Source organism: Pikeienuella piscinae (assembly GCF_011044155.1).
Taxonomy (GTDB): Bacteria; Pseudomonadota; Alphaproteobacteria; order Rhodobacterales; family Rhodobacteraceae; genus Pikeienuella; species Pikeienuella piscinae.
In genome coordinates this window covers 4,199,823-4,213,740 of sequence record NZ_CP049056.1, presented here as the reverse complement: position 1 = coordinate 4,213,740, position 13,918 = coordinate 4,199,823, and the positions used below count along the sequence as shown (strand labels likewise).

Below are 13,918 nucleotides of genomic sequence, written 5' to 3'. Positions count from 1 at the left end.
CGCCGGACCCGTTCACCGGCGTCCGACAGCATCTATTTGGGAGGTCGTTTTCCGGCTTTCAAGCCCATTCGGGACGCGGCAAGCATCGCGCCAAGCGCATCTTCCAGCACCACGGCGAAAGCACGCGGCGCGCCCCGCCACTCCCCCATCGCCGAGATTACGGCGGCGATCCGCCACTCTCCGCCCACCAGCAGGAAGACGGGCGCGCCCGAAACGCCGTAGGTCACGTCGCAATCCAGCACCGCCATCGCGCCGCTCCGAGCAGCGACGCCGCACGGCGACTGGATCGACGGAATCTCCGGCCGGTCGCGACCATAGGAAAGGATCGCCACCTTGTCTCCCGCCGCCAGCCCAGGCGCGACGCCGAAGGGCGCGGCGCCGTCGATCGGTGAAACGAGCCGCGCAAGCGCGAGATCCGCGGCGATCGAAGCCGCGCCTGTCTCGGCGCTGAAAGCATAGTCGGGATGAAACGTCACGCTGGCGGCGCGGGCGTGACCCTGGTAGCGGCCGAGCCGATAGCCGGCGACGAAATGCACCCGTTCGGGCGAGCGCGCGACCCCGGTCGCCGGTGAGTAGAAGCAATGCGCGGCGGTAACCACGAGATCGGGCGCCACCAGCGCGCCGGTGCAGAATCCGTCCCCGAGGTTGAGCCGGCCAACGCCGTTCCACGCCGCCTGCGAGTCCGCGTCCAGCATCACCCGTCCACCCGCGGCGGCGGCGAAAGGCAGAAGAAGCAGAACGAACGCCAGCCTCACGAAAGCGCGGGCGGCTTAGGCCCTCCGGTCGCCCAGTCGAGAAGTTCGACCGTGTGAACCACTGGAACCTCCATCGCCGATCCGATCTGCATCATGCAGCCGATATTGCCCGCCGCGATCACCTCGGGCCGGATCGCCGCGAGCGTGGCGACCTTGCGCTCTTTCAACTGTGTGCTGATCTCCGGCTGCATCAGGTTATAGGTTCCGGCGGAACCGCAGCAGAGATGCGCGTCCGCGGGCTCCGCGACCTCGAAGCCTGCGCGGCGCAACAGCGTCTTCGGATGATCCTTGATCTGTTGGCCGTGCTGGAGCGAACAGGCCGCGTGGTAGCCGACTCGCGGTTTCGGAACGCCGTCAGCCAATGGCAGATCGAGTTTCATCAGCACTTCCGTGATGTCCTGCGCCAGGTTCGCGACCTTCGCCGCCCTCTCGGCGTAAGCCGGGTCAGCGCTGAACATATGACCGTAATCCTTGACCGTCGTCCCGCAGCCAGAGGTGTTGATCACGATGGCGTCCAGTTCCTCGCCTTCGGCTTCGCGCGTCCAGGCGTCGATGTTCTTCGCGGCGAAGGCGTGGCTCTCCACGGTCTTGCCCATATGATGGGTGAGCGCGCCGCAGCAGCCCGCGCCATTCGCGATCACCACCTCCACGCCGAGCCGGGTCAGCAACCTTATCGTCGCCTCGTTGATATCGGTGTTGAGCGCCCGCTGCGCGCAGCCGGTGAGCAGCGCGACGCGCATCTTGCGCGCGCCCTTCGCCGGGTGAACCTGCGGCTCCTCCATCCGGCTCGGGCTCGGCATCGACGGGGGCGCGAAGGCGATCATCGCGCCGAGCTTGCCGGGCAGGAGCCGCGCAAAGGGTTTGGCCAAGCGCGCGCCGAGCATCGCGAAGCGGAACCGGGTCGGATAGGGCAGTATCCGCGCCAGAAGCCAGCGCAGCGCCCGGTCGCCGAGCGGTCGCTTGTAGGTCTTCTCGATATGCTCGCGCGCGTGATCGACAAGATGCATGTAATGGACGCCCGACGGGCAGGTCGTCATGCAGGCGAGGCAGGAGAGACAGCGGTCGATATGCTTCACCGTCTTCTCATCCGCCGGACGGCCGGCCTCCAGCATGTCCTTGATCAGGTAGATGCGCCCGCGCGGGCTGTCGAGTTCATCGCCCAGAACCTGGTATGTCGGACAGGTCGCCGTGCAAAACCCGCAATGGACGCAAGTCCGCAGGATCTTATTCGAACGAGCGACCAACGGGTTCTGAAGTTGCTCAGCGGTGAAATTGGTCTGCATGGCGTCAGCCGCCTTTCTCGGCGCTCGTGAAGCGCCGCTTGATTGTCGCGCACAACGTGGTGAAGGAATCCGTCATCGTGATCGCCCCAAGCTCCCGCGCCTCGCCGGCCCAGCGTCGCGCGGTGGCCCGTGTGGTGTAGAAAGCAAGGGGGGTCTCGTCGCCCTTCCCGCGCATCTCACGCAGTAACTTCATGCCGGCCTCCGGGTCCCTGGCGCCGTCTTCCAGATGCCCCATGTCGGAGATGACGATATCGACGCCACCGGCGCGGAGCGCGCCCAGCGCCTCCCTCGTGCCGGAAACCTGATGCACGGTGTGCCCGTCGCGACGGAAGCTTACCGCTTCGAACGCATTGTTGGAGGGGTGATCGTCCACCCAGAGGATCGACAGGCGCCGAATGGGGCCTTCCGCGAACGGTTTTTCGCCCTTTCCAGAGACTTCGCCGCCGGTCTCCAGCGCCACGATCTTGGCCTGAAGGTCGGCGAGCTGCTGCTGAATTTTCTCGGTCGCCTTCTGTGCGGAGAACTTGAACCCGCCGATCTCCAGCGAGAACTCCCTCTTGGCGATCACCGCGCGGATCACCGGCAGGAGCAGAAACATGATGACGATCGCCGCCATCGGCCAGAGCAACGCGCTGATGGCCTCGAGAAGCCGGGCGACGCCCTCCATGGTCAACCTCTCATCCGGCCTGGGTTGAGTATGGATTTCGGATCGAACGCAGCGCGAAGCCGCGCCTCGAGCGCGCCGATGGCCGCCGGCGCCGGCTCGAACACATCGACCGCCGCGCGGGTCGAGGCGCCGGCCCTGACCAGCGTCGCATGGCCGCCCCGCGCCCGCGTCTCGGCGCGGATCGCACCTGCTCCGGCATCGCCCGCCTCAGGCGTGAACAACCAGACCAGACCGCCGCCCCAGTCATAGACGGCTTCGAAATCGCCCTTCGCGCGAAGCGAAGCGACGAGCGGCGGCGCATCGCTGGGTTTGACGGACAGCCGCCAGACCGCGCCCTCGCGGCCCTGAAACGCCTCCACGTCCCGCACGCCGCGCCAGAGCGCATCGCTCGCCGCGCCCGTCACGATCTCGCCGGTCCCATGCGCCTTCAGCGCATCGACCAGCGCCGGCGCGCGATGCGCGATCTGTTTCTCGAAACCTTCGACGCGGATCAGCGTCCGTCCGGCCCCATGCGCGGCCCCGTTCACATCCCAGGGCGAGCCGAGCGCAGCGGAAAGCGCCGCAACCCCCGCCGCGTCATCCAACCCCTCGATCACGATCGTCGCGGCGGCTTCGGGCGCCGGGAGCACCTTGAAGGCGATTTCGGTCAGGACGCCGAGCACGCCCCATGACCCCGCCATCAGCTTCACCAGATCATAGCCGGTGACGTTCTTCATCACCCGCCCGCCATTGCGGATCACTTCGCCCCGTCCATCAACAAACCGAACGCCGAGCATGGCGTCGCGGCAGGCTCCGGCCTGCACCCGTCTCGGGCCGGAATTATTGATCGCCGCGACACCGCCGATGGTCGGCTCGCCCGCCGAACCGAGAAGCCCGCGATGGTCCATCGGCTCGAACGGCAGGCGCTGACCCTCGGCCTCCAACGCCGCCTCGACATCGGCCAGCGGCGTCCCGGCGCCGACGACAAGGGTCAGAGCGCCGGGCTCGTAAAGTGAGATTCCCGAAAGCGCCGAGGTCGAAAGCGCGCGCGCCGCCTGCACCGGCTGGCCAAGCGCCCGGCGCGTTCCGCCACCGACGATCTCGACCGGCGCGCCCTCGTCATGCGCGGCGCGCAGTTCCTCGGCCAGCGCCGCCTCCGCCCCGGAATAGACCGCATTCAGCATCAGGCCGCCTCGCGGCGCTGCGCCGTCAACCGGATCGGGAACACCTTGGCAGGGTTCAACAACCAGTGCGGATCGAACGCGTCCTTCACCCGCATCTGCGCTTCGAGATCGGCCGGATCGTACTGATGCAGCATCAGATCGCGCTTCTCGACGCCGACGCCATGTTCTCCGGTTAGGCAGCCGCCGACCTCGACGCAGAGCTTCAAGACTTCGGCGCCGAACTCCTCGCAAAGTTCCAGGTCGCCGGGCTTGTTGGCGTCGAAGAGAATGAGCGGGTGCATGTTGCCGTCACCGGCATGAAAGACGTTGGCGACGTCCAGCCCATACGAGCGGCTCATTTCTCCAATCCGCCCCAGAACCTTCGGCAGCGCCGATACCGGGATCGTCCCGTCGAGGCACATGTAGTCCGCGATCTGCCCCATCGCCCCGAAAGCCGCCTTCCGGCCCTTCCAGATCAGCGCGCTCTCCTCCGCGCTCCGGCTTTCGCGCATCTCGCGCGGCGAATGGCGCGCGGCGATCTCCTTTATCTTCGCAAGCTGGTCGTCGATCTCATCCTCGGAACCTTCAACCTCGACAATCAGCAAAGCCTCGACATCCGGATATCCGGCATGGGCGAAGGCTTCGCAGGCGCGGATGCAGGGCCGGTCCATGAACTCGATGGCGACCGGCAGCACCCCGGCGCGGATGATGTCGCTCACGCAGGCCCCGGCGACCTCGCTCTCGTCGAAGCCCATCAGGATCGGCCGCGCGCCTTCGGGCTTGGCAAGGATGCGCAGCGTCGCCTCCGTCACCACGCCGAGCTGACCTTCCGAACCGCATACGACCCCGAGAAGATCGAGTCCGCCGGCGTCGAGCCACGGCCCGCCGATCTCCAGCACCTCGCCCGCCATCGTCACCAGCTTCACACCCATCAGGTTGTTGGTGGTCACGCCGTATTTCAGGCAATGCGCCCCGCCCGAATTCATCGCGATATTGCCAGCTATGGCGCAGGCGAGCTGGCTCGAGGGGTCGGGCGCGTAAAAGAAACCGTCCGCCTCCACCGCACCGGTCACGGAAAGATTGGTGCGCCCGGTCTCGACGCGAATGAAGCGGTTGTCGTAATCCGTCTCCAGCACCCGGTTCATCTTCGCGACGCCGAGGATCACGCAGTCCGCCGTCGGTAGCGCCCCGCCCGCGAGCGAAGTGCCGGAACCGCGCGGGACCACCGGCGCGCCGAACTCGTGGCAGATTTTCAGAACCGCCGCGACTTCTTCCGTCGAGCCCGGCAGCGCCACGGCGAGCGGCGGACAGCGATAGGCCGAGAGCGCGTCGCATTCATAGACGCGGACCGCCTCGAGCGCGGAGATCACCGCGCCGTCCGGAAGCGCTGTCTCCAACCGCGCGATGATTTCATCGCGGTTGGCCATGACATGCGGGTTCGGCTCCGGCATCTCCATCGACGCAACCTCCTCTGGCGCTCCCGATGCGCTTTCGACGCTTGGGACGAACGCGCTCCTTCTCCTAAGACCAATTCGAGCGTTGTGGAAGAGCCGGGGGCAAGGCAGTCTTTTACAATGACCGGCGCACACCCTGACTGGCTCGGGCCATTCACCCTCTGGGACGGGGGCGCGCTGCTCTGGTTCATGTTGGCGTTCTGGGCGACCGGCTGGATGGTGACGCACCACCCGCGCGCCTGGAGCTCCACCGGCGAACTGATCTCAGCCTATCGCCAACTCTGGATGCGGCGTGCGGCGCGCAGGGAAGTCCGGGTGACCGACATCACGCTCTTGGCCACTCTGCGCCACGGCGCCAGCTTTCTCGCCTCGATGACAGTGTTCGCGATCGGCGGCGCGGTGGCGCTTCTCGGCCAGATCGACCTGTTGGAATCAGTGGCGATGAGCGTCGCCGGCGGGCTCGACGCGCCACGCGCCGCGCAGCAGGGCAAGACGCTCTTCCTGATCGCCGTTCTCGCCTACGCATTCCTCAAATTCGTCTGGTCGCTCCGGGTCTTCGGTTATTGCGCTGTGGTGATGGGCGCGATGCCCGGCGACCGGGAGGGCGACAAGGAGGGTGAGATAGAGCGCGAGGCGGCGCGCGCGGCCGCGCTGAACAGGATCGCCGCGCGGAATTTCAACGAAGGGCTGCGCGCGCTTTATTTCGCGCTCGCCCTGCTCGCATGGTTTCTCGGCCCCATCGCGCTGATCGTGGCGACAACTATGACGACCGCGATGCTTGTCCGACGGGAATTCGGATCGGAGACCCGCGCAGCGCTCCGTTTCAGCAGTTTCCGAGGATGCGCGGCGCCGGAACGGCTTGACACAAAAAGGGAACATCAATAGAACCCTCGCAAACAAGAGGGAGTTAGACGATGCTGACGCGGAAGCAGCTCGATCTTCTGAAATTCATTCACGGACGGATTAGCGTGGACGGAGTCTCTCCCTCTTTCGACGAGATGAAATCAGCGCTCAATCTTCGCTCGAAATCCGGCATTCACCGGCTTATCACGGCGCTGGAGGAGCGCGGCTTCATCCGCCGCCTTGCGCATCGCGCGCGCGCGATCGAGGTCATCAAGCTGCCGGAGGGGATGGAGCAAGCGGGCGCCGCGGCGCCCAACGTCATCCGCCATGACTTCCGTCCCCGTCCCGAACCCGCCGCCGTGATCGACAACGCCGCCGGCTCGGTGCCGCTGATCGGCCGGATCGCCGCCGGCACGCCGATCGAAGCGCTTCAGCACACCGTCGATCATGTCACCGTTCCGCGCGCGATGCTTTCGCCCCGGGCCGAACATTACGCGCTGGAGGTGAAGGGCGATTCGATGCTGGACGCCGGCATCCATGAAGGCGATATCGTCGTCGTCCGGCGGCAGGACGAGGCGAAGGACGGCGATATCGTCGTCGCTCTCGTGGAGGATCAGGAGGCGACGCTGAAAACCCTCCGGCGCAAGGGCCCCGTGGTCGAACTGATCGCCGCCAACCCGGCCTACAAGACGCAGAGCTACGACGCGCGGTCAGTGAAGATTCAGGGGCGGATGGTCGGATTGATCCGGACCTATTGATGGAGCCGGATCTCGGGGAGCGCATTGCGCGCTGCGCCCAGGCCAGGCGGTTTCAACACTCGCAAACAGATGGCGTGACTGCATCTCGACCGTTCGCCGACGGCGCTTCCCCTTCGTAAGCGGCCGCCGTCGAACGGGACGCGACCGTCCGGAGCAAGCCGCGAAATTCGAAGCCAGGCGCCCCCACTTCGAGCGGGGCCTTTGTGCGATGCTCGTCCATGCAGTCTCGATCATCTCGAGACGGCTCGCCCACGCGTCAGCCGGCGCGGGTTGCGCGGGATGGGTTTCTCGGCCCGCGACGGTCACATGCGTCGAACCACACCGGGCGCGCGGCCCAGCGGCGCGACCCGATGGCGATCGGGTCAAACCCCCGCGCGACCACCCGTTTCGGGCTTCAAGCCCGGCGGCAGGCGCATGCGCTGACGATATCGTCATCCGCCAGCTTCCGCGCCATTTCGAGCTTTCCGACCACCTCTGAAGCGGCGGCGGCGTTTCGGGCGCGCATGCATTCCGCCAGCCCGGTCAGCGCCCAGATATTATCGGGATGGCGGCATGGGCGCGGCAGAGTGTCGTCGAGGCCCAGATCAGCCCGAAGCTCCGTTTCAGCCTCGTCGAGCCTTCCGTCTTCGGCTAGAAGGGCGGCGAGCGCGTGGCGCGGCGGATGCATCCACGCCCATGGCTCGGTGAAGTTGAGCGCGTCATCGCGGGCGACGGCTGTCCTCAGCGCCTCGAAAGCCGCTTCGCGCCGCCCGTCGCGGAAGGCGAGCTCTCCCTCCAGCATCGCCTCGCCGACCGCCAGCATCGTCCGCACCGGATTCGAGAGAAAGATCGCTTCTTCCGGGATCGACGACGCGGCGGCGCGATAGGCGGCGAGCGCCTTCGTGGCGGCGCGGGGATTGTCCATGGCCGCATGCGCGACTCCGGCGCCGTAATGCCTGAGCGCGGCCAGGATCGGCGTCTTCGCGGGTTCGGCGGGCGGCGGCTCCTCGATCAACTCGCGCCAGCGGCCGAAACGGACGAGGACATGCGTGCGCATCGCCGCGTAGCCGTCGAGGATCGAGGCCATGTACGGCGGGCTCGCCGCGATCAGTTCGGGCGTCGCCTCGTCGCGGATGCGATCAGCGGCATGGATCGCAAGGTCAAAACGCCCCAGGAACATCGCGGCGTACATCAGCAGATGAAAGTCGTGGCAGCGGGCGGTCGTATAGAAGTTCACAGGCCCCGCCTCCGCCAGATAGCGATCGTCCGCCGCGATCGCTTTCAGGCTCTGATCGACCGCGGCGGCGTAGTCGCCGCAAAGAACGTCGATATGGGCCGCCATATGCTCCAGATGGCCAGCGTCGCGAACCAGCCCGCGGAGCCGGTCGGCGGAGCCGCGAGCCGCCTCGGGCTCGGGCGACATTTCAAGCGCGTGAATATGGATGTGGAGAAGACCGGGGTGAATCACGCCCGTCGCGTCAGCCCGCGCCAGCGCGTCGTTCAGCACGGCGAGCGCGGCTTCCGTCATCGCCCCCTCTTTCGGCGCGCCCGTCGAAAGATCCCACAGCTGGCGCGGCGTCGCGGTGATCGCCGCTTCGGCGGCGAGGGCCGCCAGATCGAGGTCCGCCGGATGCGCGGCCCGCGCCGACAGCATCGCCTCGGCGAAAGCGCGATGACAACCGTTGAGAACATCGCGATCCCGCAGCCCGGCTTCCGGGTACCGAAGCGGAATCGCCTCGGCCAGCGCGCGCTCGACCGGATCGTCCCCGACCCGCCGCGCGGCCTCGGCGGCCGCCTCCACGCAGGTCGGCAGCACAGCGTCGATCTCGGCGTCGGTGAAGCGGATCCAGGGGCGATTGTAGAATGGTCCGTTTGCATAGGCGACGCCCCACCACGCCATCGCGCAATCCGGGTCCGCTTCGATCGCGCGGCGAAAACACGCGACCGCCTCCTCCTGATTGTAACCGTAGGTCCAGTTAATACCGCGATCGAACCAGACCTGCGCCTCTTTCGACCGCGTCGCGACCGGTCGCGACCAGCCGCCGAGATCGAAGGGATACGCCATCAGTAGAAGCGCAGCCTCTGGCCGACGCCGATCTTCTTCGCCTTCGCCAGCATCGCATGGCCAAGCGCGATGTCGGAAAGCGAGAGGCCCCGATGCCAGAAGAGGATCGTCTCATCTTCGCTCTCACGGCCCGATTTCAAGCCCGCGATGATCTCGCCAAGCTCGGCGTGGAGCGTTTCCGCCGTCAGCTTTCCGGCGTCTACATGAGCGCGGAGCGCTCCGAATACGCCATGCGCCTGGCCCCAATCGTCCATCACCACCTTGTCCATGATGTCGGTCAGGGAGAGTTCCACCGCCGACATGGTGCCATAGGGAATGACGAGCGCGCCGGGCTTCACCCATTCGGTGAGGAAATGCGGCGACGGTTCGGGCAGGCGCGAGGCCTCCACCATGATGTCCGCGCCTTCGAGACAGGAGCGCCAGTCCTCGGTCACGATGATCTTCCGGCCAAGATCGGCTTCGAGCCTCGCGGCGAAACCCTCGCGGCTTTCAGGGCGGCGGGAATGGATGCGCACCTCGTCGAAATCGAAAAGCCCGCACAGGAGACGAACATTCCAGTAGGCCGTGCCGCGCGCGCCGATATGACCGAGCACCTTCGGATTTCGCGGCGCGAGATGTTTTGCGCCCAACGCGGTGATCGCGCCGGTCCGCATCTCGGTGATCCCGGTCGCGTCGATCAGCGCCTTGGGCGCCCCGATCCGCGGGTCGAAGAGCGTCAGGAGACCGTATTCGGAGGGTCGTCCCTCGCGGTAGTTCTCAACGAAATCGCCGACGACCTTTACGCCGGCGCTGTCGACGTCGCCGCCGATCCAACCGCGCAGCACGTTGAAATGACCGTCCGCCCCGGCGCGCGGCCGGATATGGGTGCGCGGTTCGATCTCTGTCTCGCCGCGCCCCTGCATGAGAAGGCCCTGTTCAGCCGCGGCCAGAATCTCCTGATCGCTGAAGTGGAGCGCCTCGATGTCCCAACGGTTCAGGTAGTCGAGATAGACGGATGGCTCGGCGGCTGGGGTCTCGGCGGTCATGCGACGTTCCTCTCGGTTATTGCCGTATCGAAAGGGCCGCGAGCGCGGCGGCCCGGTTGCGCGGGATGACGCTGTTTCGTTACGCTCGCCAAGCCGCGTCCCGCGGCGCAGGATGGAAAGGACGTCATTTGCCGGAGTTGATCGCCAACGCGCGCATGTATGCGGCGACGCCTGCGGTCGCCGCGCTCTGGACGCGGCTTTTCTCCCATGTCTCCGCTCGTGCGGGGGCTCCCCTCGAAGTTGTCGCGCACCCCGCGCCCGCGCCACTGGACACGCTCTGGTCCCGGCCCGACATGGGACTCGTATTCATGTGCGGCTGGCCGTTCCAGCGCGCCGAGCCACGCCCCGTTCCGGTCGCCGCGCCCGTCCCGGTGGGAGAGGAGGAGGCGATCTACAGGAGCGACATCATCGCGCGCGCGGACGGGCCGATCCACGGGCTCGAAGACGCCTTCGGCGGCGTCATGGCGTGGACTGCGGAGGGCTCGCATTCCGGCTGGAACGCGCCGCGGCGGCTGCTCGCCGATCACGCGCGGGGCGGCGCGCTCTTCGCCCGGACGGTCGGCCCCGTCATCACCCCGCGCGGCGCCATCGCGGCGGTTCTGAACGGCGAGGCCGACATTGCGCCGCTCGACGGCTATTTCCATCTTCTGCTCAAGCGGCATGAGCCTGAAACCGCCGCCCGTCTGCGCGTCGTGGCGCAGACGCCCGCCGCGCCGATCCCGCTTCTCGTCGCATCGCCCCGCGCGCCACGCGCCATGATCGAGCCGCTGCGCGCCGCGCTTCTCTCGACCCATGAAGATGACGAGGGGGAAGAGATTCTCGCGGCCCTCGCCCTTCGGCGCTTCGCGCCAGCCATTCCCGACAGCTATGCGCTGACAGAACGCTGGCGGGAGGAGGCGGAGGCCGCCGGCTATCCGCGCATCGCCTGAACGCGCGTCAGAAGGCGTCGCCGCGCTCACAGCAACCCCGGCAGCAGGAGCGCGATGGAGGGGAAGAGAATCACGAGCAGCAGGCGCACGATGTCTGCGCCGAGAAATGGCACGATGCCGGAGAATATCGTCCGTAACGGGATATCCTTCCTCACCCCGTGCATGACAAAGACATTAATGCCCACGGGCGGCGTGATCATGCCGATCTCGATCACCATGATCATCACGATCCCCCACCAGATCGGATCGTAACCGAGTCCCTCCGTCACCAGCGGAAAGACGAACGGAAGCGTAATCACCATCGCGGCCACGCTGTCGAAGACCGCGCCGAGCGCGATGTAGATCACCGCCAGCATGAAGATCACGGCGAGCGGCGGCAGGCCGAGCCCCGCAACCCCGTCGACGATAGCCGCAGGCATGTGGGTCAGCGCGATGAGGTTTGAGAAGATATGCGCGCCGATGATGATGATGTAGAGGAGCCCGACATTATACGCAGTCTCGGCGATGGTCCGCGCGAGACTCTTGCGACTCAGGCGGCCGCGGGCAATGGCGAAAACGATGCAGATCAGCGCGCCGGCCGCAGCCGCCTCGGTCACGGTGAATATGCCGCCGTAGAGCCCCACGGTCATGATGAGGATGATCGTCACGATCCCCCATGCGCCGAGCGCCGTCTTGCCGGTCTCGCGCCAGGTCGCCCGCGGCCCGGCCGGCGCGATATCGGCGCGGCGGCGCACGGTGAGGGCGATGGCTACGAAATAGACCGCGATGGTGAGCAGCCCGGGCAGAATTCCCGCTATAAAGAGATCAACGACAAACTGCTCCGTCAGAAACGCGTAAATCAGCATGATCGAGGATGGCGGTATGAGAGAGCCGAGCGTCCCGCCCGCGGCGATGCAGCCTGCGCCGAGAGACTGGGCGTAGCCCCGGCGCTCCATCTCCGGCAGGGCGATCCGGGCCATTGTCGCCGTCGTCGCGATGGAGGAGCCGCAGGCCGCGCCGAATCCGCCGCACCCGGCCACCGTCGCCATCGCGAGGCCGCCGCGCCGGTGCCCGATCAGCTTGTGCGCAAGATGATACATGTCGCCCGCGAGACCCGAGGTGCCCGCGAACGCCCCCATCAAGAGAAACATCGGAATGATGACGAGTTCGGGGCTGGCGATCGCGCTCGCCGTCTCGGCGCCGAGCATGGAGACGGCGGCGGTGAAGTTGCCGGTCAGAATCCAGAACCCGCCGACGCCGGCCAGCGCCATGGCGACGCCGATCGGCGTATGCAGGGCGATCAGCCCGAGCATCACCGCGAATGCGATCAGTCCGACAAGAATCGGGTCCATAGGCTCACACCTGCAATTCAGGGTCGTCGTCGTTCTGGGTCTCGGCCAGCGGCGCCCCGTCGCGGACATGGCCCCAGGTCTCGATCACGATCAGCGCCTGAACCGGAAGACAGGCGATCAGGATCGCCTCGGTCAGTATCCATGTCGGCCCCATCGGAATGCTCAGAAGCCAGGTATGCTGCCCGTTGCGGACGATATCCGCCGCATGGAGTCCCGTCTGCCAGGCGATCCCGGTGAAGATCAGAAGCGCCGCGGCCTGGCCGAAAAGCTCGACCAGTTGCCCGCCGCGCGCCGGCAACGCGGCGCCGAGGAACCTGACCGCGATGTTGCGTCGGGCCGCGATGGCCGCAGGCAGACACGAGGCCACGACGGGCGGCGTCACGATCTCGGCGAGATCGCTCAACCCGTAGATCGGCGACTCGAAGAACGTGCGCATCAGCGCGTCCGCCAACGTGGCGACCGAGAGCACAACCAGGCCGACCAGACCGATCGCGGCGGTCAGCTCCGCCCAACCCAGATATTTCCTCGCATTCGCAGACAACGCCATGCGCCACCCCGCTTTCGTCCGCCCATGAAGTCAGCCCGACGCGCGCGGCCGGGCGACGCGGCTCACATCGAGCCGCGCGCCTCCTCGATGGCTTTCTGGGCCTCTTCATAGACATTGACGCCGTTCTCGTTCGGCTTGTCCCATTCGGCCGTCACCGGCGCCACCGCTTCGCGCACCTTCGCTATCGTGGCGTCATCCCATTCATGAACCGTCTGCCGGTCGTCAGCGCGAATCTTCGCCTTGGACTCCGCTTCAAGTCGATCCATGGCCTCGCCCATTTTCCTGGCCAGGTATTCGCCGGTGAATTCGTCGAAGGCGGCCTTCGCTTTTGGCGGCAGGCTTTCGTACTTGTCGCGGCGCATCGGGAAGATGACGGCGACAGAGCCGAACTTTACGTCCCAGTTGTGGTGGAACGCGGCGTCCGCAATGCGGAAGGTATAAAGATTCGCAGGCGCCATGAGCGCGCCGTCGAGAAGGCCGCGACTGATGTTCTCGGCGATCTGCGGCGCCGGAACATTGCCGATCGGGGTCGCGCCCATGGCCTCGACGATGGCGGTTTGCGCGGGGCCTCCGGCGCGGATGCGCTTGCCCTCCAGCGCCTCGGGGCCGGTCAACGGCTCGTTCAGCGCGAGTCCGTACGGCCCTGAGATGATGATCCCGACGAGCATGAGATCGTCGAAATCCGAAAGCAGCCCCTTCTCATACATCTTGTAAGCGGCCAAGCCGGCCTCAAGATTGTTCTCCACGAGGAACGGCGTTTCGAAGACGGCCAGTTCCGGAAAGCGGCCGGGTGTGTAGGCGACCACGACCTCGGCGATGTCCGCGACGCCGCTCTCGACCATGGAAAGTTGCTGAAGCGGCGATTTGCCGAGCGTTCCTCCCGGATAATGCTCGATCTTGAGCGTCCCTTCGGACGCCGCCTCGATCTTCTCCTTCCATTCAGGAATCACGAGGCGGTTGGTGGCGCCCATCGGCGAGACGAAGCTCGCCCAGCGAAGCGTTACCGTCTCATCGGCCGCGAATGCGGGCGCGGCCAGCGCGCCAATACAGGCGAAAACGGCGAATGCAGCCGGGATGCGGGTTCTGGACTTCATCTCTTGACCTCCATTCAGGTTGAACAGGTTAACGCCACGCGGAAGC

The 13,918-nt window shown here is 66.5% G+C and carries 13 protein-coding genes; 3 read left to right on the top strand and 10 right to left on the bottom strand.

Annotation, left to right across the window (positions count from 1 at the left end; genetic code table 11):
- Positions 1-32: 32 nt before the first annotated feature.
- The 5 genes from G5B40_RS20060 to G5B40_RS20040 are packed head-to-tail and all read right to left on the bottom strand — an operon-like array spanning position 33 to position 5,304.
- Positions 33-755 carry a trypsin-like serine peptidase gene (locus tag G5B40_RS20060; protein WP_165102646.1) on the bottom strand — a complete coding sequence of 241 codons (723 nt, stop codon included), beginning with the start codon at positions 753-755 and terminating at the stop codon, positions 33-35.
- Positions 752-2,038, bottom strand: coding sequence for a glycolate oxidase subunit GlcF (gene glcF / locus G5B40_RS20055; protein ID WP_165102643.1), 1,287 nt, complete (start codon positions 2,036-2,038; stop codon positions 752-754). Before glcF ends, G5B40_RS20060 begins: the two co-directional genes overlap by 4 nt.
- 4 nt (positions 2,039-2,042) lie before the next feature.
- Positions 2,043-2,705 carry a response regulator gene (locus G5B40_RS20050; RefSeq protein WP_165102640.1) on the bottom strand — a complete coding sequence of 221 codons (663 nt, stop codon included), beginning with the start codon at positions 2,703-2,705 and terminating at the stop codon, positions 2,043-2,045.
- Between the two features lie 2 nt (positions 2,706-2,707).
- Positions 2,708-3,868, bottom strand: a complete 1,161-nt coding sequence (gene glcE / locus G5B40_RS20045; RefSeq protein WP_165102637.1) for a glycolate oxidase subunit GlcE — start codon at positions 3,866-3,868, stop codon at positions 2,708-2,710.
- Positions 3,868-5,304 (bottom strand): FAD-linked oxidase C-terminal domain-containing protein, encoded by a 1,437-nt coding sequence (locus G5B40_RS20040; RefSeq protein ID WP_165102634.1) that lies wholly within the window; start codon positions 5,302-5,304, stop codon positions 3,868-3,870. Before G5B40_RS20040 ends, glcE begins: the two co-directional genes overlap by 1 nt.
- 117 nt (positions 5,305-5,421) lie before the next feature.
- Here G5B40_RS20040 and G5B40_RS20035 point away from each other — a divergent pair, with 117 nt between their 5' ends.
- Together G5B40_RS20035 and lexA are read left to right on the top strand one after the other, a co-directional pair.
- Positions 5,422-6,186, top strand: coding sequence for a DUF599 domain-containing protein (locus G5B40_RS20035; RefSeq protein WP_165102631.1), 765 nt, complete (start codon positions 5,422-5,424; stop codon positions 6,184-6,186).
- 29 nt (positions 6,187-6,215) lie between these two features.
- Positions 6,216-6,902, top strand: coding sequence for a transcriptional repressor LexA (lexA, locus tag G5B40_RS20030; protein WP_165102629.1), 687 nt, complete (start codon positions 6,216-6,218; stop codon positions 6,900-6,902).
- Between the two features lie 394 nt (positions 6,903-7,296).
- On the opposite strand, the gene G5B40_RS20025 is transcribed toward lexA, so the two are convergent.
- Together G5B40_RS20025 and G5B40_RS20020 are read right to left on the bottom strand one after the other, a co-directional pair.
- Complete coding sequence (locus G5B40_RS20025) at positions 7,297-8,946, bottom strand: hypothetical protein (RefSeq protein WP_165102626.1); 1,650 nt, start codon at positions 8,944-8,946, stop codon at positions 7,297-7,299.
- Complete coding sequence (locus G5B40_RS20020; protein WP_165102623.1) at positions 8,946-9,971, bottom strand: ornithine cyclodeaminase family protein; 1,026 nt, start codon at positions 9,969-9,971, stop codon at positions 8,946-8,948. The genes G5B40_RS20025 and G5B40_RS20020 overlap by 1 nt, the downstream gene beginning before the upstream one ends.
- Before the next feature lie 128 nt (positions 9,972-10,099).
- Between G5B40_RS20020 and G5B40_RS20015 the strand changes: the two genes are divergently transcribed.
- A complete protein-coding gene (locus tag G5B40_RS20015) occupies positions 10,100-10,900 on the top strand; it encodes a phosphate/phosphite/phosphonate ABC transporter substrate-binding protein (protein WP_211907375.1) in 801 nt (266 codons plus the stop codon).
- A gap of 26 nt (positions 10,901-10,926) precedes the next feature.
- Here the strand turns inward: G5B40_RS20015 and G5B40_RS20010 are convergent, their stop codons facing one another.
- From G5B40_RS20010 to G5B40_RS20000, 3 genes are all read right to left on the bottom strand, one after another.
- Positions 10,927-12,231, bottom strand: coding sequence for a TRAP transporter large permease (locus G5B40_RS20010; RefSeq protein ID WP_165102618.1), 1,305 nt, complete (start codon positions 12,229-12,231; stop codon positions 10,927-10,929).
- A 4-nt stretch (positions 12,232-12,235) separates the two neighbouring features.
- Positions 12,236-12,778 carry a TRAP transporter small permease gene (locus G5B40_RS20005; RefSeq protein WP_165102615.1) on the bottom strand — a complete coding sequence of 181 codons (543 nt, stop codon included), beginning with the start codon at positions 12,776-12,778 and terminating at the stop codon, positions 12,236-12,238.
- Between the two features lie 62 nt (positions 12,779-12,840).
- The gene (locus G5B40_RS20000) at positions 12,841-13,872 is read right to left on the bottom strand and encodes a TRAP transporter substrate-binding protein (protein ID WP_165102612.1); all 1,032 of its coding nucleotides are present in this window, start codon (positions 13,870-13,872) and stop codon (positions 12,841-12,843) included.
- Between the last annotated feature and the right edge of the window lie 46 nt (positions 13,873-13,918).